We start from the raw sequence: 17,997 nt of genomic DNA on the forward strand, positions 1-17,997 counted from the left end.
GGGCGTCACCCGACGCTTCCACCGGGCCCGCGAGCAGCCATGGAGGACATCGTGGAGAACGAGGACATCGAGCAGGTCACCGAGGAACTCCCCGAGTACGCGCTCATGATCGACATTCCGGACCAGGACTGAGCGGTCCGGACAGGTCTCACCCCGCCCGTGGTGCCGGTGCTCCTGTCGGCGAGGTTCGTTCCGTCGGAGCCCCGGCAGTCCGGCGAAGGACGGGCCCTGCCGGACATAGCACCGGCCCCTCCCCCTCAAGTCCTTGCCCCGGAGAGAGTGAACGCGTGGAGGTGAGCAGTTGCTGCGAGTAGCACCCGACACGCGCGAGGCGGTGCGAGATGAGGGAGCGGTCCATCGAGTGGTCTGTTCCGTCCTGACGGCGGCGGGGCTCCCCGCGCCGCCTCAGGCGCATCCCGCCGTGGTGGCCGCCGCGTTCACCCTTCAGGCGAAGCCAGGACTCGCTCCTTCGGCGATCTTGCGCAGCATGCGTGACACCAAGGCCCGCGAGAGCCTGGCGCCCGCGGAGCCATCCCCCCACCTCATCCGCTCGGTGACCCGCGCACTGTCCGCGCTGCCGACCGGAGCCGGCACCCCCGGGGGCTCCCGCGTGGCGTCCTGGCAGCGACCAGACCGGGCCGTGCTCGACGAGAGCGTGGCGCGGCTGGCGGCCACCTGGCCGCTGATGCTGAGCGAACTGCGCGTCGGTGTCGCGCAAGTGGCTCTCTTGGAGGGCCCGGCGATCGACGGCTTCACCGACTTCACCACTCATGGCGCGATCTACGTCAACCGGTCGCGGCTGCGCACCAGTCCCCGCGGGCTGCCCGGTCCGGTGCGGTGCGCGGAGGCACTGGTGCACGAAGGCACCCACACCCGCTGCAACGCCGCCCAGCTGAGCGCTCCTTTCCTCACCCCGTCCGCGGGCTCCGCTGGTCCCGTCCGCACTCCCCTGCGCGCCGATCCCCGGCCTGTGGCGGGGCTGTTCCAGCAAATGGTCGTCCTGACCCGGAGCAGCGCGCTCTACACGCTGCTTCTCGGCGGGGACACCACGGCCGCGGACGCGCTGGACGCCCGCCGGGCCCTGCTGGTGAAGAGGGCGCGGCAGGCGATCGGCACCCTGCGGGACCGTACATCACTGCTCACCGGACACGGGCTGACCGTGCTGGAGGAGTGTGCCGCCCTGCTGAGGACCGTCGCCGTCTGACCCGACACCCCGGAGCCACGCCGTTGCCACAGCCCGCAGCTCCCTCCTCACCGACCGCGTGGGAGCCCCAGGTCTTCGTACCGTTCCCCATCGAACCCGCGGTGTTCTTCGGGCGGGTCGCGGCCCGCAGCGCGCTGTTCGCCGCCACGGACAGCGCCGGGGGCGACCACGTCCTGATCGGCAGCGCTTCGGGGGCGCACCCCGACGACGTCGCCGTGCGGGCCCGCGGCGAACTGCTGGAGCGCCTGGGCAACGTGCTGGCGGCCCGCGCCGCCGAGCAGTCCTGCACTCTCCTCGCCGATCACGCCGAGTTGGTCCGTCGAGGCGCTCCCGCCCTGGACCCCGCGCCCTGGTCCGGGCCGGCCACCCGGAGCGTGCGCCAGCTGTGGGTCACCGGGCGTTCCCTGCTCTCCGGTTCGGAAGTATTGGTTCCGGCAGGTCTGGCCTTCCTTCAGCACCGTCCGCCCACGGGTTGCGCGGCGCCCGACCGGGCCGGCTCGACGGGCCTCGCGGCCCACCCCGACCCGGGCACCGCCGTCGAGCATGCCGCATGGGAGACACTCGAACGCGATCTGCTCCGCCTGAGCTGGCAGGATCCGGCACGGCATCCGCCCCGCCACCGTCCCGTACACGACGAACTGCCCCTCCCCCTGCGCCGCGTATGCGAGCACCTCGGACTGCGGGCCACCGCCTTCACCCTGCCCGCGCCCGGCTCCCACGCCGTCGCGGTCTGTCTGCACACGCCCGAGCACAGTGAGCAGACGTTCGGTGCTCGCTGCGGCCCTCCAGGGCAGGATGCGGAGCTGATCGCCCGCGCGGCCCACGAGGCGCTCATGGTGCGTTGGAGCATGAGCACGTCGGCGGCCCGACGGGTCCGCGGGCGGCCCTTACCCGGCGACAGACCGGTCTCCGCGGTCCAGCACGCTGTGTGGACGTATCTCGGCTGCCAGGACGCGATGGCGCGTTGGCTGCCGCACACCACGGCAGACGTGTGCCCGACAAGGCAGGGGCCGGTGGACCCGGTGCGCCTGCTCTCCGAGCACACAGGCCAGGACGTGATCGCGGTCGACACGACCCCCGCCGCGTTCGCCGCCTCCGGTACGGCCGTCGTCCGGCTGATCGCCCCCGGCGCCCTGCCGCTGCCGTCCACCTCTCCCATCGGCTCACGTATTCCGCCGCACCCCTTCGGCTGAACCACTCACAGAGGAGCAGCATGCCCCCGAGTCCCGACTATGCCGTGGACCTGGCCGACCACTACGACGACTGGTTCACCCCGCCGACGGCCACCACCGACGCGACGGTGTCCCTGCTCGACCGGTTGGCGGCGACCGCACCGGAAGGGCCCATGCTCGAACTGGGCATCGGCACAGGACGGATAGCCCTTCCGCTCGCGGCGCTCGGGCATGACCTCCACGGCATCGACGCCGCGAAGGCCATGGTCGAACAACTCCGCGCCAAGACCGGGGGAACCGAAATCGCCATCAGCATCGGCGACTTCTCCGATGTGGACCACGACGGCCGGTTCGGGATGATCTACGTGGTCAACGGCACGTTCTTCGAGCTGACCTCCCAGGAAGCGCAGATCCACTGCCTGGCCCGGGCCGCGGCGCGGTTGCTCCCAGGCGGGATCTTCGTCCTGGACGCGCATCTTCCGGAGGTCCTGGCGGCCGAAGCCGGGGCTGATGCCCAGCCTGTCCGGGCGGCCAGCGGCGACCCGGTCACGCGTATTCGCCGGATCCACCCGGCGACCCAGCGCTACACCTCCGACTACAAGGTCGTCCACAACGGCGAGGTTCGGCACATCCGGGTGGCCTTTCGCTACGCCTCTGCCGGCGAACTCGACCTGATGGCCGCCATGGCCGGCCTGCGACTGCGCCAACGGTTCGGCGGCTGGTCCGGGCGCCCGTTCACCGACAGCAGCAATTACCACGTCAGCGTGTACGAGCTGCCCTCATGAGCGCGGCGGACCTGCCCCGTGGGCCTCGTGACCCAGAGGCCTACCTGCGCAAGAATCGTGAACTGTGGCGCCTGTGGACGCCCTTGAAGGCCGCGTCGACCCAGTACGACCTGGCCGGTTTCCGGGCCGGCGGTTCACGCATGCGCGCGCTTGAACGTGCCGAGGTCGGCGAGGTGAGCGGCCGCTCGCTGCTGCACCTGCAGTGCCATGTCGGCATCGACACACTCTCGTGGGCGCGGCTGGGTGCCCGGGTGACCGGTGTCGACTTCGCCGCCGAGGGCGTGGCGACGGCACGTTCCCTGGCCGCCGACATCGACCCGTCGGCGGTCTTCGTGGAGGCGGACGTCCTGGCGCTGCCCGACCATCTGGACGGCCATTTCGACATCGTCTACACCTCTCACGGTGTGCTGGGCTGGCTGCCCGATCTGCGCCGCTGGGCCGAGGTCGTCGCCCACTTCATCGCACCGGGCGGCTTCGTCTACGTCTTCGAGTCCCATCCCGCGGCCTGGATGCTCGACAACCGCCTCGACACAGCCGAATTACGCCTCCGCTACTCGTACTTCGGTGAGCCGGAGCCCCTTTCCTTCGAGTACCGCAGTCCGACAGCTGTACCAGACCGGGAGGTTCCGGGAGTCGAATACGCCTGGGGCCACTCACTCGGCGAGATCGTCAGCGGCCTGGCGTCCGCGGGACTGACCATCGAATTCCTTCACGAATGGCCCTTCGTGGCCTGGCGAATGCTCCCCTGCATGGTGGAGCACGACGACTACTGGTGGCGGCTGCCGGATGGTCTGCCGTCCATACCCCTGTCCTTCTCTCTCCGTGCTTCCAAGCCGCCCGCCTGAAATCAGGTCTGAGACAGGGAGAAGCAGCTTGCCCGCCGTGACCTCATACCGCTCACTCGACGAGCTCGATCTCCGCCACGTCCTCGACGGCCGGATCGTGGTCGTCCGGGACGGTCTCGCACAGCTAACCCCCACAGGATCATGGACCCGGGCGGCACTGGCAGCCATCGCCTCCGCCGTCTCGCCGGAGGCCGCCCAGCAGGTGTCGGAGCGAGGGCTGGAGCACATCCACACCGTCGCCGACATCGATCAGTTGCGCGCCGTCCGCGACGACCTGGACCGTCGCCTCAGACCCGCCGCACGTCACCTGCTGCTGCGCTTCGCCGACCTGCTCCCGCCGCAGAGCCGCAAGGTATACGTCAGCGAGCACTTGGGTGTACGGATCATGCCCCCAAGGGCCATTGTCCACGGCCGGGAAGGAGAACTGGGTGGGTACACCGGCTTCATGGTCCCGACCGGCGCCCACGTGGACTCGTGGTTCAACACAGCCGTCAATTCCGTCAACCTCTGGATGGCTCTCAGCCGGGTCCGCCGGGACAACGGCCTGCTCATCTGGCCGGCGGCATATCGACGCTCGCTGCTCCACGAGGGTGTACGGCTGCTCCCCGGCCAAGCGGTCGGCGAACCGGTGGAAGTCCAGCTCGACCCGGGTGACCTACTGCTCTTCGCAGGCGACCATCTTCATGGCACTCGTCCCAACAGTGGGCCGGAGACCCGGTGGGTGGTCACCAAGCGCATCTGCCTCGGCCCGCCCCGCTACCACCCGCGCGCCACCGGCTGGGTTCCGTACCTCGACCCGCGCCTGCTCGGCACACCGCTTCGCCCCCTGGCACCGCTGCGGTCGGTTCTGACCGCCGGACGCGCCCGCCAACTCGTTCGTCAGACCCGCCGCCGTCTCAATTCGCGCGGTACTTGACACCGGCGCAGCAGGCCGAGCGCAGGCAGATGACACACTTGGGCGCGCCAGTACCACTACCGTCTGCGAACCGTGGACTCTCCGCACGAGGCGAGGGACGCCGTACGCGCCGCCCTCACCCAGCGCTTCCCCCAGTACGCCGCATGGTGTCGGAATCTCCGAGTCAGGACGCCCCCGGCGCCGTCATGCGGCCATGGCGAAAGCGGGACGAAATGTGGCTGGCGACCAGAAGCCTCCTCCAGCCGGACCCGTCCTCCGGCTGCGGACGGCTGCGCCTCCACGTCGACAAGAAGGCAGCAGCGCAGCTCTCCGCTCCGAAGCTCTTGTCGAGAACCGGCGGCTACACCGAGGTCGGGTCGAAGAAGGCGCTGCGGGCCCGCGGCATGAAGTCGCCGGACCGCGCCGAAGCCATCCTCTTGTCCCTGTACGAGCCCGAGCCCCTGTACAGGCCGCGGCGCCGCGGCCTCCTGAACTGAAGGACACCGCCGGCGCCGCCGCACCCTGCGCACTTCCTGGCAGCCCGCGCCAAGCCCCGGCGCACTGGCCGAGGCCGCGGCCATCGGGGCCACACCGACCGGTGGCGTCGCTCCCGGCGGCGCCCTGGGTGCGAAGGCAGCGCCCGCCGAGGTCTCCACCACCGACACCGAACAACTCCGCCTGGCCCCGCGCGACTATTGCGAGACGGCCGAGCGACTTTGTGGCCCTGACAGCCCGACAGGCGGCGCGGGGGTGCCGCGGCGCGTCCGTCTACCCGGCCCGCAAAGAATCCGGCGAAGCGCCATGGTCTGCGCCCCGGCGGCCCTACCGTGTACAGAACGCGGCGCTTCTCGTGCCGGGGCGGTACCAAAGGGGGCTAAGCCATGTCCAAGGAAGAGTCCCCGCAGCGGTCCGCCCGGCCGCGCCGCCGCCCGATGGCGGTGGCGGTCGCCGTCGGTCTGGTGGTCGGCGTCGTGGGAGGCCTCGCCGCCCACCTGTGGTGGCCCGGCGAGGACGGCGGGTCCGAGCCGTCCACTGCCGCACCGGCCGGTTCCCGGGCCGAGCCCGTCCGCTCCGCGATGCTGGGCCAGCGGCGGGTCGGTGTCGACGTCCGCGCCCGCGAGCTCGGTGCCCCCGACTTCTTCCACGGCCAGGCCCGCCTCGACCTGGTCGACGCCGGCACCGCGAAGGCGGCGACCCATGTCGCCTACGACGGGGGCGAGGGCCACCCCTGGTATCCGCCGGAGGTGGTGCTGATCGGCAACCGCGCCACCATCACGCCCCACGAAGCGATGGCCGGACCCGGGTCCAGCCCGGACAACGAATACCGCACAGAGCCCCACGCAACCGCCGCAGCCGAGGACGACCCCGACGTCCACGCCGCCCTGGAGACCCGCTGGCTGGCCCAGCCCGCCCACATCGAGGCGCTCCTCGACGGCGCCACCGGCGTGCGCACCCACCGGGACGGCGGCACCCGCACCCTCACCGGCAGCACCCCGCTGCGCGCCCTGGCCGCCGACCCGGCCGTCGGCGCCCTCTACCTCCCCTACGCGACCGACCGCCCCGGCAGCGCCGTCCGCTTCACCCTGGTCGTCACCGCGCGCGACCTGCCCAAGAGCCTGAAGACCCGGGTGCCTTCGGCGGCCGACACAGCGACCGGCGACCAGTCCTTCCAGGTGAAGTACCGCGACTGGGCCGAAGGCGAGCCGATCACCGCCCGCCCCGGCCCCACACCCGCACCCCAGTGGACCGCCGCCGACTGAGGCGGGCCGACTCGTGCGGCTGCGGGCCCCAAGAGCAAGCCGTCAGCTCGGCCGGGCAGCGGTTCTCACAGCCCCCATGAGCGGGGTCCTGGCTGTAGCTGTTTGACCAGGTGGAAGACCTCCCGGGCAGCGTTGCGTTTGAGGCAACGGGCGATTTCGCGCCAGGTCTTACCCTCCTTGATCCGACGCTCGTACTCGTAGTAGTCCTGGGTGCGCGGCTCGACCCGCAGACGCGTGAACACGAAGCGATGGAGCGCTGCGTTGGCCTGACAGTCGCCGCCGCGGCTGAGGCGACGGAACTGCCGGCGTCCCGAGGAGCGCTCGACGGGGCTGACCCCGCACAGAGCGGCGAAGGACGCCTCGCTGTCCGGGCGTTCCGGGTTGTCTCCCACTGTGAGCAGCAAAGTGACGGCCGTGTCCGGACCGATCCCCACCACCTCCAGCAGCTGCGGGGCATGATCTTCCACCAACCGGGTCAGACGAGCATCCGCCTCCCGGATCTGCTCGGAGAGCTACCCGATCCGGTCAGCCAGCAGCCCCAGTGTGATCCGGGTGGCCTTCAGCACCGACTCCTCGCCGCCCTCTTCCTGGGTGCCCGCGTCGGTGAATCGCGCGCAGGCACGGAAGAGTTCGGCGTTACCCAGTCCGGCCAGCTTCTCCCGCAGGGGGGTCCGCAGTGACGAGGACGGCTTTGAGCTGGTTGATGGCCTGGGTGCGGGCTTTGACGGCCGACGCCTTCCTGAGTTTGCACATCCTGGCGATCTGCACCGGCCCGTCGCCCGATTTGGCCCGCGCGTAGGCCCTCCCGCTCAATACGGCTCGCGCCGCGTTCTGCGCATCGAGTGGATCCGATTTGCCGCGCCGACGGCGATCGGCCCGGTCCATCCAGTTCACGTCAGACACGTCCACGCCCTGAGCCAGCAGATAGCGCGACAGTGAAGCCCCCGTAGGAATCGGTCCCCTCCACCCCGGCCCGCCTCACGACTTCCGACCTTCTGACCCACCGCAGCAGAGCCCGGTAGCCGGCCGCGGTGGCCGGGAACTCGTCGATGGCCAGCACCGCCCCCGTCAAGGAGAGCACCGAAGCCACATGCGCATCCCGGTGCGTATCCACCCCCAGCACCACCTCCCCCGCAGGGCAGCGACGGCGGGGCTTCGGAGCAGGCAATGTGCTGGACATGGTCGAACTCGCCGTACCCGATTCCCTTCCCGGTCCGACGACGTGTCGCGTTGCCGGTACCGGGCCGCGTCAGGCAGTCAGAATCGCGAGGACGCCACAACGTTCGACAGGCCCCTATCGGGACACGCCCCGGCAGCCCGGTACCGACAACGCACCATTCCCGGCCAACGGCCGACACTGCGACACCGGGACACCTCGGTCAGAATTGTCATCAGTCAGACTCCCGACCCGGGACGGCACTCACCCACCCTCCCGCTCCCATGTCACCCGTGTTCGGTGACCGCAGAACATGCTCAATCCCCCTCACGCCCCACCCCGAGCCTGATCTCGACCGAGCACCACAGCGCACGAAGGCAAGCGGTACGTTCCACGTTCGGATTGTGCGACATCTCGTGAGTTCTCCTGAGATCCGCCGAGTCCTAAGCTCATGGCCAGGGGTTTCGCCCCCTCTTTGGTGGCTCTTCGCGCCCTGACGTAACTTCGGATTCCTGAAGCGTTCTCATTGTGCCTGACCGGTCGACGGTCATGGTGAAGGTGAGGGGGCTCGGGTTGGCGCTGGCTGTCGTACGGGGCCTGCGCGATGTCCGGCCGCCGGCCACGGCCGAGGAGCTGGAGCAGTTCGAGACCGACGTACTGGCGGGGTTCGTGCTGGTGCGGGCTTCGGCGGGGCTGGCGGACGGTACGATCCGCGGCGACGTTGTGCACTTGGAGCAGATGCGGTCCTGGTCAGGCCGGCCGCTGTGGGAGATGGAGCCGCCCGACGCGGACGCGTACTTCGGGAAGGTGCTGCGGGCTTCGCCGAGCTTCGTACCTCACCCGCCACGAGGCTCTTTGACGCGGGTGATTCACGCACCCGGCGCAGGCACGAAATGACGCAGGGCGGTTCCTACCCTCGTCCCTTGATCAGGCCATTCTGCGGCGGGGCCGATGGCGAGAACGGCGTACTGGCGGCTGCCGCTGGTCAGGAACGCAACGTCCATGGCCATGCGGCGTTCCCCCAACGATTGACTGTCGTACGCGTAGACCAGCTTGGCCGTGCCGTCGTTCAGCTGTTTCAGCTCGACCTCCTCATAGCCCGGCCTGTCTGCCCTGAGGCCCTCGGATGTCTGCTGCAACGCTTGGTAGGGAGTGAGCATGAGGCCCGAGGGTGTGGAGATCTGCAGCATCCGACGCTGGTCCGGGGATGTGTAGTACACCTGCACCCCGTCCTCGCTGCGTTTCCAGCCTTCCGGAACGGCGGTCGAGAACCCCTTCTCGTCCTGCACAAGTTCGTATCCCTCCGGCACCCGATCTGCCTCAGGCGCCTCGGCGGAGGGTGTCAGTTCATCGGGAGGCGGCGGTGCCTCGGTTTCGGGGGCGGAGGCACTCACCGAGGACCGGCCACCCGCCGACTGGTCCCCGTCGTCGTCCCCCAGGAGCAGCCAACCCCCGACCAGACCGCCGACCAGCAGCACCGCCACCGCGACGACGGCCGGCACGCCGACACGCGAGAAGCGCGGCAGGCTGCCCGGTGGCCCGTACCCGACGAAGTGCTCCGGAGCACTTCGGGGCCCCGCTTCGTCGGCGCGCCGCCCCGCACTCGACACCGAAGCCGGGTCGACGCCCGGCTCCCAACGTTGCGCCTCGTCGTTCCAGTACGCATCTCCTCTGTTCTTGCTCATGGTCAGCCTCCCAGCAGTGCCCGCACCGATTCGGCAACCGCAGCTCCCGATGCCAGCACCCCGGTCACAGCACTCGCGTCCGCCAGTGCCTGCCGGAGCCGCGTGAGACGGCCTGGTGCAGCCTCACCCGTTGCCACCATCTCAGCCTCGACATCTGCCAGTTCAGCGTTGAGCAGGGCAGTCTGCGGGGTCGTGACAGTACGGGCGAGATCGTCGCGCAACCGACGCACGAGGCCGAGCAGTTCTGCCTGTGCCGGATCACTCATCGGCCCGACACCTTGGTTGTACGTCACGTGGTTGCGGTCGCCTATCGCGAAGGCCCCCTGCACGCTGCCGATATGGATGTCCCTACGGTGCCCGTCAGGTGTTCGCATGGCCTCCCCCGGTCCGGCGCGTCGCGCTCAAGTGGGTGGTGTGAGTGTTGCTGGTGACGGTGTTGTGATCCCCTACGGCCACTCCATACGCACGCCCGATATATTGCGCGCCTTCGGCCAAGTTGACGATTTGGCGCTCGAACTCGCCGGTCTGCCAGCCGGCTTCGGAGAGCGCCAGTTTCACCCCTTCGGTCACTCGCTCCTGGATGGACTTGAGGTAACGGCTGACGTCCATCTCCTGGAAGAGCGAGGCTTCGTCGTCCGAGCCGAGTTCTCGTACCGACGCCCATGGACCGTCCGCGAGGGCCTTGGCGTGGCCGCCGGACGCGATCTGCCACAGCGAACGGCAGCCGTGCCACAGCGTCACCACGGCGCGCCCGGCCGAGGTCGACACCATTCCCAGTGCCCAGACCGCCCTCCCGAAGCGGTGGTTGTGCCGGTACTGATGGGCCACTCTGTCGGCATACTGATAGAGCTGTTTGACCGGACGCAGCACGTGTGGAGCAACCTCCAGCATCAGCATCCCGCCCTGCGTGTGGACGCGTACGAACACGGTCGTGACGATCTCCTCGTCCCAGCCGCCGACCCGGACGCGCAGGAAGTGCCGCCGGGTCTCGCCGCCCTCCTCGACCGAACGGGACCTGTGCTCCTCGAAGGCCTCAGCGGTGTACGGGGCACGGGACCGCTCCGGTAGCCCGTCCACCGGCAGAAACACGACCTCCTCAACCTTCAGTTCCCGCAGACGGTCCCGCACCGCGTCCGCGAGATACGGTGCCCCGTGCGGGGACGGTTCGCGCAGCGCTTCGAGGAGCGGGACGATGCGGTGCAGGATCGTGCCGTTGTCCATCGGCGTCGGTTCGGCCTCCTCTTGCGGACGCAACTCGATGGAGAACGACCATGGTTTGTACGGCGTGCCCGCACCGCAGAAGGGATCGACCGGCCGATACATCATCAGGGGTGCGTGCTGTTCCCTGCGGATGCGGCGGCTCAGCCGGCGGAAACGGATGCCCTCCGCCTGCTCCGCCGGGTCGGAGTCGATGTCGGGAAACCGGGACCTGGACAGCTCACCGGTGAGCGCCTTGGCGAACTGACCGCGCTGCCCGGCGACGGCCCAGGCCATCAAGAGGGGCAGGGTGAAGGAGATCCATGCCTGCGTCCGCGTCACGTCGGGCAGCAAGACCCGACTGCCGCTGCCGAATCCCCCGGTCGCCAGCCGCAGCAAGCCCCACAGGGTCAGGAGGAAGAGGCCCCGCCCGGCCCAGCGCAGGTGCCACGCGGCTACCCGGCGGATCCAGCCCGGCCGCTGACCTGCCCCGCGGATCCAGCCCGCGAGAACGATCAGCGCGAAGGAGAACAGATAGCAGGCGACCACCCCCTCGGTGAGTGGTACGGCCACCACCCACAGGAACAGGATGATGGCCGCCCAGGCCAGTTCGATACGCCGGGCGCGCAGGGCGTGGGCGAGCACCCGGGCGGCGTCGATCCCGAAGGACGGGGCCGCGAGGCGCTCCTCGTGAACGTACAGCTCGTCAATGACCGCTTCCCGGAATGTCCCGTCGAGGTACGTACCCGCGCACAGCAGCCGCGTGGCCTCACTCGCCTCGGGCGTCTGCCGCGGGTCAGCAGGGTGCCTGTGGGGCCGGCTGGTCTGCCCCAGGCCGTACGTCTGTGCCATGGCGTCACCTGCTGCGCTGAACTGCCGTCATCCGTAGGCCGGTTGAGACTGGCAGTGACTGCAGTCTAAGGGCAGGCGCGCCGTGCTTTCCTACGCCAAAAGGACCGCCTCCGACGGTCGGCCAGGTGCCGGGAAAACCCTCAGCCGGGGGCACGATGGCTGCCGCCAACCAAACGGCACCGAAGGACATCCTCACCGAGGGCCGCCTGGCCGCACTCCCCGCAATGATCAAATGCGGGGTCGGCAGCCCTGCCGCCTGCTACGCCGCCGGCAGAGGTGTCCACGAGCGCGCCACCGCGGCCGCCCTCACCGACCCTGCCACCGCCCGCCGCCTCATCCGCAGAACCGACCACCGAAGCCCCCGCGCCACCCAGCCGCGATCCTCAACAGCACCGGGACTTTCCCCTGCCCCCTGCGAGGCGTCCGCCACAGCGCCAACGACGTCCACCTCGCGCAACTGCCAGCCGGTACCCCCATCGACCTCGTCCGAGATCCCGGCAATGAGACCGACTCGTACGCCATCCAGGTCCAGGCGTTCGGTACTCACCGGCGTCGCCCCTCCCACATGTGTCCGGCGGCCGTTGCCTCCGGAGGGCACCGACCTGTGCCGCACTCCGCAGGTGTACGGGGAGGCAATTCGCCGGCTCCCACAGGAGAACGACGTCGTCCTGCGCACCCGCGCCACCGTCACCGCCCTCCCGCTCTACTCCTACGACGCGGACCGCGGGACCTATCGTCTCGATGAGCCCGACACGTCGCACCACCCACACCGGTAACCATTAATCTCATTCTTGCGGCAAATCGAAAAATAATCATCGATCGATCCCCAGGAATTCTCTTCCTACCCTATTGCCCGCCTGTGGACCGAGGGATAACGTATCGACCACCGGCCTCCTCGGGGGAAATATGAGGTCGGCCCTGGTATTCGGGGAGGGGACTTCATGGCTACGTACGGGGAGATTCGCAGTGCCCTAGAAGGTGCTCGTGAAGCAACATGGCAGATGGATCCGGAGGCGTCCGACAACGCTCCGGTACGCGTGTACGCGTTGGGCGTTCCCAACGAGGACCAGCTGGTGCCCGCCGGTGACGTACCGGAGATCGACCTGACGGCCCTGCTGGAGGCGCACCCCACGGGCAACCAGCTGCTGGCCGCCCGGCGGGCCGTGCTCGGGCTGCCGACGGGCGGCGTGGAGGTGGACGAGCAGCTGCTGGCCCGAGTGACGCCGAGCGCGGGCGCCGACGAGGCGGGCCTGCCCACCACGGTGGACTGGCGCAACCGCTGGGGCACCAACTGGGTCACCCAGGTCAAGGACCAGGGCGGATGCGGATCCTGCGTGGCATTTGGGACCGCTGCGGTGATCGAGAGCCGGGTCCGTATCGAGCACGCCGTGTGGTGCGTGCGCTCCGAGGGCGACTCGCACGACGGCCAGGGCATCCCCTGCGCCCAGGGGTCCTGGCCGAACACCTACTTCGACTGGATCAAGAGCAACGGCATCGCCGACCCGGCCTGCTGGCCGTACCGGCAGGACAATGCGCCGTACCGTCCCACGCCGGACCGCGCGGGGCGCACCGTCAAGATCGACGGATATACCGAGACGGGATCGGTCGCCGACCAGAAGAAATGGCTCGACACCGTGGGCCCGCTGACCTGCTGCATCGAGGTGCCGGACGACTTCTTCTCGTACCGGACCGGGGTCTACCGGAAAACCGTGTCGCATATTGCGGGACTGCACTGCATCGCCGTCGTCGGATATAACGACAGCGAAGGCTGCTGGATCATCAAGAATTCCTGGGGAACGGGTTGGGGTGAAAATGGATTCGGCCGAATCGCGTACGGACAGATTCGGATCGACGAATTCACCAAACAGGGTGTACTCTCCACCAACCCCGACCCGTGGACGAAGCGACGGCTGCACAACGGAAATTTCTACGAGGGCGGGAACGGTGCCGGGCACCGCAACTTCGAAATGCTCTCGTCCGGCGGTTCGCAGATCCAGCACTGGTGGCGTGAGGGCACCGGCGGCTTCGGCTGGGCGAAGGCCAGTGTCTTCGGCCTCGACGCGGCCGTCTGCCCGACGCTGACCAGCACGACGTTCAACCGGAACTTCGAGTGCGTCTACACCACCGGAGCGGGCCGCCTCCACCACTGGTGGCTCGACCAGAACACCGGCAAGTGGAACGACGGCGGCATTTTCGGCCCGCCCGACGCCACCGGAGTTCCGGGCTTCATCCAGTCCAACTACGGCGCCCCCGGCAATCTGGAGGTCGTCACCCGCCTGTCGGGCGGTCGGCTCCAGCACTGGTACCGCGCCGGAAGCTGGCATCCGGGCCCGGTCTTCGGAGCGAACGTCGCCTTCGCCGGCGCGACCCTCGTCCAGAGCACCTACGGCGAACAGGGCAACCTGGAGCTCGTCTGCACCCTCGGCTCTGGCCAGCTCCAGCACTGGTGGCGCGACGACGACCGCGCCGACAAGCCCTGGCATGCGGGCTCGCTCTTCGGCTCCGGCATCGCAAGCCCGGCCGTGATGATCCAGGGCCAGTACGGCATGGCGACCGAGAGGGACCACGGCAACTTCGAACTCTGCGTCGCGGCGGGCGGCCGCGTCCAGCACTGGTGGCGACACAGCGGCACGGGAGTCTGGACCTGCAGTGCCGTCTTCGGCCACGATGTCGCCACGGTGACCGGGCTCGTCGAGGGCAGCTTCGGCTTCAACCTGGAAGTCGTGGTGCTGCGCACCGACGGCCAACTCCAGCACTACTGGCGCGGCGGCGACGGCTGGCACGAGGGCCCGGTGATCGGCCGCGCCTGAACCCGGCGGACCGCCCCTGGCGAACGGACGAGACAGATGGCCGACGCGGACATCACCCTGACACCGGGTGAACGCCGGGAGATCCGCCTCCCTGCCCTGGGCACTGCCGGGTTCACCTGGACCTGGCGGCTGGACGGCGACACCGACTCCGTCGCCATCGCCCAGGGCCGGCCACCCGCCGGCGAACTCCATGACAGCCCGCCGGGGGCGTCAGCCGACATCCTCTTCACGCTCACGGCGCTGCGCCCCGGCCACGCCACGCTCCAACTCGACCACCGCCGCCCATGGGAGCAGGACACGCCCCCGAAGGAGCGGCGGTGCTACGAGATCACGGTCGAGTCGCCCCGCCTCCGGGCGTGAGAGCAGGACCTACGCGTAAGCAACGCGTCCGGAGGCCTGCGGCACTGCGGCTTCGGGGCAGGCACGGGCCACGCTCGGGTGCATGTAGAGGGCGGTCAGCCACCGCTTGCACTTGCAGCCATGCCGCACCGGTAGGCGCCGTTGACCGCCCCGGCGTTTGCTCGCCGCCCGCAATCCCTCGCCGAACCCGTTTGTGGTCCGCCGGTCTACTGCTTTCGTGCCGCCGGCGCTCTCGTGCTGGTTTCGTAGTTGCGCTGAGGGGAGTTGTGCTGGGGAGCTAGAACCATGCGGCTTTGCCTTCCTGGGTGGGCAGGGTGCCCCAGGGGGCGGCCAACTGATCCAGCAAGGTGAGTCCGCGGCCCGACTCCTCGTCAGAGCCTGCGGGCTTCGCCTGCGCCAGTATGGGGCTGCCGTCGCACACTTCGACGTGCAGCTCGTGCCGGGTGCGGCGCAGCCGCAACCGAAGCGGGTCACATGCGTGGCGCACCAATTCCTGTGTCGGCGGCGCCCCCGCCGAGCTTGCCATCGTCGAGCGCATCCTCCTCCTGCGCTCGATCCCGAGACCGGCCGCGAGCTCACCCGCTTCATCAACCCCCTGGACGGCAAGAGCCGCCCCGCCATACCTGTCCTGCTGGAGTACGTAGCGAACCGCTACCGCGTGGTCGACGGACGCCTGCACCAGGTCCGCAGGAACGGCCGCGGGGCGCGCGAACTTCCCCGTCCCGAGCGCGGCGCAGGCATGATCAGCTGGTCCGTGGACACGGCGCTCAACCTGGATCTGAGAAAGTCCCACGGCATCGACGACACCTTCGGCCTGCGCGGTGCGCGCCTGATGCAGACCGCCGATCTGACCATCACGGTCGACACCCATTCCCTGCCCCGGACGCACCGCGGCAGCCACGTCCTGCCCGCCTGCCGCACGCGCACGTTCGTCCAAACATTCCCGCCCATCGCCCGACTCCCCGCCTCCTCCCCCGCCCACCCTCGCGCTGCAACGCGTCGGTTACGCCGCGGGCCGCCCTCATGACCGTGATGTCGCCTCGGTCATGAGGGCGGCCCGCTGTCACGGGTGAAGCGCGGGGATCAGGACGGGTCGCCGTACTGGAGGCCTCGGCCGTTGGTACCGATGTAGACGCGGCCGTAGGTGTCGGGATCGCCGGTGACGACGCCCTGGCTGCCGATGGCGCCCCACTGGTGGGCGCCGTCGTTGACGCGGGTCCAGGTGGTGCCCTTGTCGGTGGAGCGGAAGACGCCGGTGACGTCCTTTACCGTGCCGATCAGGTACAACGTCTGGTACGAGGCACGCGGCGCGGCCTTGCCGAAGCCGATCGCCGAGGCGGACGTCACCGAGGCGAGCCGGGTGAACGTGCCGCCACCGTCCGTGGAGTGGAGCAGGCCCTTGCCGCCGCCCGCGATCCACAGGTCGCCGGCCCGGCCCGGGAGGGCCTTGAGGCGGCCGTCGGCGGGCAGGCCGGTCGCGCGGGCGGTGAAGGTCGCGCCGCCGTCTGTGCTGGCGTAGAGGGTGCCGCCGGTCAGGGAGTAGAAGGTGCGGGCGGAGGAGCGGTCGGCGACGACCTCCGCCCCCGTCCCGAGCCCCCGCACCTTCGTCCAGGTCGCTCCCTTGTCCGTCGAACGGTACGGGGAGTGCCCGGACTGGGTCCACACCAGCGTGGAGCCGTCCGCAGCGAGGGCGACACGGCCGCTGTGGGCGCCGGCCACCGGTTCGGCGGCGAAGCCCCGCCAGGTGACGCCCCCGTCGGTGGAGTAGGCGCCGTCCTGCTTGCCGCCCGTACCGACACGCGCCATCACCGACGGCTTCGACGCGGCGTAGTCGATGTCGGTGCTGTTGCTCATCAGCGGGTTCCTCATCCGTCCGGACGGCACCCGCGTCAGGTCGGTGTGCCGGAATCCACCCTGGTCACCCATGGCGGTCAGGACGCTCGCGCCGCCGGGCGGGGCGATGGCATCGAGGATCGCCGTCTCCTCAAGTCCCTTGGCCCCTACGGTCCAATGGCTCGTCCCGGCGTCGGCGTCCTCGCTCCGCCAGATTCCGTTGCCGGTGCCGTACAGCACATGCCCGGAGTTGAACGGATCGATCGCGAGGGCCGTCATCCAGTGACCGGTGTGGGTGCCGACGTACGGCGCGCCGGACGCGTCCCGTACGGACTTGTCCGCGAGAGCCTGCCAGGTCGAACCGCCGTCCGTGGTGCGGTAGATCTCGTCCTCGGGGTACCAGCGGCCCAGCGTCGTGACCATCACCGTGGACGGCTTGCGCGGGTCGACCGCGAGCCCCGAGAAGCCGTACGAGCCCTGCGAGGGAGATATGTCCTTCCAACTCCCGCCGCTCGGCGTGTACTTCCGGACCGAGCCGCCGGTGACGCCGTTGGGCCCGAGGTTGTCGGTGTACGTCACATACAGCGTGCCGTCGCCCGTGACGACACCGTGCTGGGGCAGCTGGCCGGTCGGCTGCCCGGCGACCGCCCGCCATGTGGCACCGCCGTCGGTCGACCGGTAGAGGGACGTGGACTTGTCGGCGACACCGGCGTACACGGTGTCGCTGCCCTTCGGCCCGTATGTCACGAACGAGATGCCGGCACCGCTGCCCGCCCCGTCCTTGACCGGGAAGGACTCGACCTGACGCCAGCTCGCACCGTAGTCGGTGGACCGCCACAGGCCGTTCTTACGGGAGCCGAGGAGCAGATTCGAGTGGTTCGACGGGTCGACGACGAGGCGTTCCCCGGCGCCGCGGCCGTCCTCATTGCCGCCGAGCTTGAAAGGCAGCTCGGTGCGCCGGAAGGTGCGGCCGCGGTCGGTGGAGCGGAGGATCGCGCCGTTGCCCGCCCAGTCGTTGGTGTACGTGCCCGCGCCGAGGTAGAGCCGGTCGGGGTCGACGGGGTCGGTGGCGAGGGAGTCGATACCGAGCAGGTTCCAGTCCTTCTCGCCGAGCCAGTCGGTCAGCGGGATCCACTTCTTGGCGCCGGCGTCCCAGCGGTACGCGCCGCCCATGTCGGTGCGGGCGTACAGCAGACCCCGCTCACGCTGGTTGAAGACGAGGCCGGAGACGTAACCGCCGCCGACGACCTGCGCGTTCTTCCACTTATACGGGGTCGCCGCGGACGTCCGGGCCTTCGCGGCCCGGGAGTCGTCCTGCGTGAGGAGCAGGTACGGCACGGCCGCGGCGGGCACCGCGAGCAGCAGGGCGATGGCGCCCCGGCGGCGACGGTGCAGACCGCGCCGCCGGGAGTTCGTGCGGGTGGGGGGTGAGGTGTTCATGGA

18 protein-coding genes are annotated in these 17,997 nt (G+C 69.8%); 10 read left to right on the plus strand and 8 right to left on the minus strand.

Features of this window, described 5'->3' with window-relative positions:
- Positions 1 to 487 precede the first annotated feature (487 nt).
- The 7 genes from CP975_RS34930 to CP975_RS02885 all read left to right on the plus strand — a co-directional run bounded on the left by CP975_RS34930 (position 488) and on the right by CP975_RS02885 (position 6,661).
- Positions 488 to 1,204: an aKG-HExxH-type peptide beta-hydroxylase gene (locus CP975_RS34930; RefSeq protein WP_167532664.1), complete on the plus strand. Its 717-nt coding sequence runs from the start codon at positions 488 to 490 to the stop codon at positions 1,202 to 1,204.
- A 23-nt stretch (positions 1,205 to 1,227) separates the two neighbouring features.
- Positions 1,228 to 2,397, plus strand: a complete 1,170-nt coding sequence (locus CP975_RS34935; RefSeq protein ID WP_167532665.1) for a YcaO-like family protein — start codon at positions 1,228 to 1,230, stop codon at positions 2,395 to 2,397.
- A 20-nt stretch (positions 2,398 to 2,417) separates the two neighbouring features.
- Positions 2,418 to 3,161, plus strand: a complete 744-nt coding sequence (locus CP975_RS02865) for a class I SAM-dependent DNA methyltransferase (protein ID WP_070321192.1) — start codon at positions 2,418 to 2,420, stop codon at positions 3,159 to 3,161.
- A 140-nt stretch (positions 3,162 to 3,301) separates the two neighbouring features.
- Complete coding sequence (locus CP975_RS02870; RefSeq protein ID WP_199782961.1) at positions 3,302 to 4,006, plus strand: class I SAM-dependent methyltransferase; 705 nt, start codon at positions 3,302 to 3,304, stop codon at positions 4,004 to 4,006.
- A 37-nt stretch (positions 4,007 to 4,043) separates the two neighbouring features.
- Positions 4,044 to 4,922 carry a phytanoyl-CoA dioxygenase family protein gene (locus CP975_RS02875; RefSeq protein WP_055530365.1) on the plus strand — a complete coding sequence of 293 codons (879 nt, stop codon included), beginning with the start codon at positions 4,044 to 4,046 and terminating at the stop codon, positions 4,920 to 4,922.
- A gap of 143 nt (positions 4,923 to 5,065) precedes the next feature.
- On the plus strand, positions 5,066 to 5,398 hold the full coding sequence (locus CP975_RS02880) for a hypothetical protein (protein ID WP_199782964.1): 333 nt from the start codon (positions 5,066 to 5,068) through the stop codon (positions 5,396 to 5,398).
- Between the two features lie 384 nt (positions 5,399 to 5,782).
- Complete coding sequence (locus CP975_RS02885; protein ID WP_055530369.1) at positions 5,783 to 6,661, plus strand: hypothetical protein; 879 nt, start codon at positions 5,783 to 5,785, stop codon at positions 6,659 to 6,661.
- Positions 6,662 to 6,726: 65 nt separating this feature from the next.
- On the opposite strand, the gene CP975_RS35660 is transcribed toward CP975_RS02885, so the two are convergent.
- The 3 genes from CP975_RS35660 to CP975_RS36350 all read right to left on the minus strand — a co-directional run bounded on the left by CP975_RS35660 (position 6,727) and on the right by CP975_RS36350 (position 7,841).
- Complete coding sequence (locus tag CP975_RS35660) at positions 6,727 to 7,128, minus strand: IS110 family transposase (protein ID WP_246201383.1); 402 nt, start codon at positions 7,126 to 7,128, stop codon at positions 6,727 to 6,729.
- Between the two features lie 169 nt (positions 7,129 to 7,297).
- Positions 7,298 to 7,546, minus strand: coding sequence for a hypothetical protein (locus CP975_RS36345; RefSeq protein WP_342788012.1), 249 nt, complete (start codon positions 7,544 to 7,546; stop codon positions 7,298 to 7,300).
- A gap of 10 nt (positions 7,547 to 7,556) precedes the next feature.
- Positions 7,557 to 7,841, minus strand: coding sequence for an IS110 family transposase (locus CP975_RS36350; protein ID WP_055530373.1), 285 nt, complete (start codon positions 7,839 to 7,841; stop codon positions 7,557 to 7,559).
- A gap of 504 nt (positions 7,842 to 8,345) precedes the next feature.
- Between CP975_RS36350 and CP975_RS02895 the strand changes: the two genes are divergently transcribed.
- On the plus strand, positions 8,346 to 8,714 hold the full coding sequence (locus CP975_RS02895) for a hypothetical protein (protein WP_246201385.1): 369 nt from the start codon (positions 8,346 to 8,348) through the stop codon (positions 8,712 to 8,714).
- On the opposite strand, the gene CP975_RS02900 is transcribed toward CP975_RS02895, so the two are convergent.
- Genes CP975_RS02900 through CP975_RS02910 form a run of 3 tightly spaced genes read right to left on the minus strand, consistent with a single transcriptional unit; the run spans position 8,687 to position 11,551 of the window.
- A complete protein-coding gene (locus CP975_RS02900) occupies positions 8,687 to 9,502 on the minus strand; it encodes a hypothetical protein (RefSeq protein ID WP_055530378.1) in 816 nt (271 codons plus the stop codon). The genes CP975_RS02895 and CP975_RS02900 overlap by 28 nt on opposite strands.
- A 2-nt stretch (positions 9,503 to 9,504) precedes the next feature.
- Entirely contained in the window at positions 9,505 to 9,876 is a 372-nt protein-coding gene (locus tag CP975_RS02905) for a hypothetical protein (RefSeq protein WP_150476544.1), read from the minus strand.
- Positions 9,863 to 11,551, minus strand: a complete 1,689-nt coding sequence (locus CP975_RS02910; protein ID WP_055530382.1) for a hypothetical protein — start codon at positions 11,549 to 11,551, stop codon at positions 9,863 to 9,865. The genes CP975_RS02905 and CP975_RS02910 overlap by 14 nt, the downstream gene beginning before the upstream one ends.
- A 1,001-nt stretch (positions 11,552 to 12,552) precedes the next feature.
- Here CP975_RS02910 and CP975_RS02915 point away from each other — a divergent pair.
- Both CP975_RS02915 and CP975_RS02920 read left to right on the plus strand, forming a co-directional pair.
- Entirely contained in the window at positions 12,553 to 14,361 is a 1,809-nt protein-coding gene (locus tag CP975_RS02915; protein WP_055530386.1) for a C1 family peptidase, read from the plus strand.
- Positions 14,362 to 14,397: 36 nt separating this feature from the next.
- A complete protein-coding gene (locus CP975_RS02920) occupies positions 14,398 to 14,721 on the plus strand; it encodes a protease inhibitor I42 family protein (protein ID WP_055530389.1) in 324 nt (107 codons plus the stop codon).
- Between the two features lie 277 nt (positions 14,722 to 14,998).
- Here CP975_RS02920 and CP975_RS35335 read toward each other — a convergent pair whose 3' ends face one another.
- Positions 14,999 to 15,592, minus strand: coding sequence for an ATP-binding protein (locus CP975_RS35335; protein ID WP_208835534.1), 594 nt, complete (start codon positions 15,590 to 15,592; stop codon positions 14,999 to 15,001).
- A 212-nt stretch (positions 15,593 to 15,804) separates the two neighbouring features.
- Entirely contained in the window at positions 15,805 to 17,994 is a 2,190-nt protein-coding gene (locus tag CP975_RS02930) for a WD40/YVTN/BNR-like repeat-containing protein (protein WP_055530405.1), read from the minus strand.
- Positions 17,995 to 17,997: the final 3 nt, after the last annotated feature.

Origin of the sequence: Streptomyces alboniger, from assembly GCF_008704395.1 — a bacterium.
In the GTDB taxonomy this organism is placed as follows: Bacteria; Actinomycetota; Actinomycetes; order Streptomycetales; family Streptomycetaceae; genus Streptomyces; species Streptomyces alboniger.

Bases quoted from the DNA above. Each gene is read 5' to 3' on its own strand.
- CP975_RS36350 (WP_055530373.1), bottom strand. From the start codon at position 7,841: ATGTCCAGCACATTGCCTGCTCCGAAGCCCCGCCGTCGCTGCCCTGCG.
- CP975_RS02880 (WP_199782964.1), top strand. From the start codon at position 5,066: ATGGTGTCGGAATCTCCGAGTCAGGACGCCCCCGGCGCCGTCATGCGG.
- CP975_RS35335 (WP_208835534.1), bottom strand. From the start codon at position 15,592: ATGGGTGTCGACCGTGATGGTCAGATCGGCGGTCTGCATCAGGCGCGC.
- CP975_RS02865 (WP_070321192.1), top strand. From the start codon at position 2,418: ATGCCCCCGAGTCCCGACTATGCCGTGGACCTGGCCGACCACTACGAC.
- CP975_RS34930 (WP_167532664.1), top strand. From the start codon at position 488: ATGCGTGACACCAAGGCCCGCGAGAGCCTGGCGCCCGCGGAGCCATCC.
- CP975_RS02905 (WP_150476544.1), bottom strand. From the start codon at position 9,876: ATGCGAACACCTGACGGGCACCGTAGGGACATCCATATCGGCAGCGTG.
- CP975_RS36345 (WP_342788012.1), bottom strand. From the start codon at position 7,546: ATGGACCGGGCCGATCGCCGTCGGCGCGGCAAATCGGATCCACTCGAT.
- CP975_RS02910 (WP_055530382.1), bottom strand. From the start codon at position 11,551: ATGGCACAGACGTACGGCCTGGGGCAGACCAGCCGGCCCCACAGGCAC.
- CP975_RS02885 (WP_055530369.1), top strand. From the start codon at position 5,783: ATGTCCAAGGAAGAGTCCCCGCAGCGGTCCGCCCGGCCGCGCCGCCGC.
- CP975_RS02930 (WP_055530405.1), bottom strand. From the start codon at position 17,994: ATGAACACCTCACCCCCCACCCGCACGAACTCCCGGCGGCGCGGTCTG.
- CP975_RS02870 (WP_199782961.1), top strand. From the start codon at position 3,302: ATGCGCGCGCTTGAACGTGCCGAGGTCGGCGAGGTGAGCGGCCGCTCG.
- CP975_RS02900 (WP_055530378.1), bottom strand. From the start codon at position 9,502: ATGAGCAAGAACAGAGGAGATGCGTACTGGAACGACGAGGCGCAACGT.
- CP975_RS02915 (WP_055530386.1), top strand. From the start codon at position 12,553: ATGGATCCGGAGGCGTCCGACAACGCTCCGGTACGCGTGTACGCGTTG.
- CP975_RS02920 (WP_055530389.1), top strand. From the start codon at position 14,398: ATGGCCGACGCGGACATCACCCTGACACCGGGTGAACGCCGGGAGATC.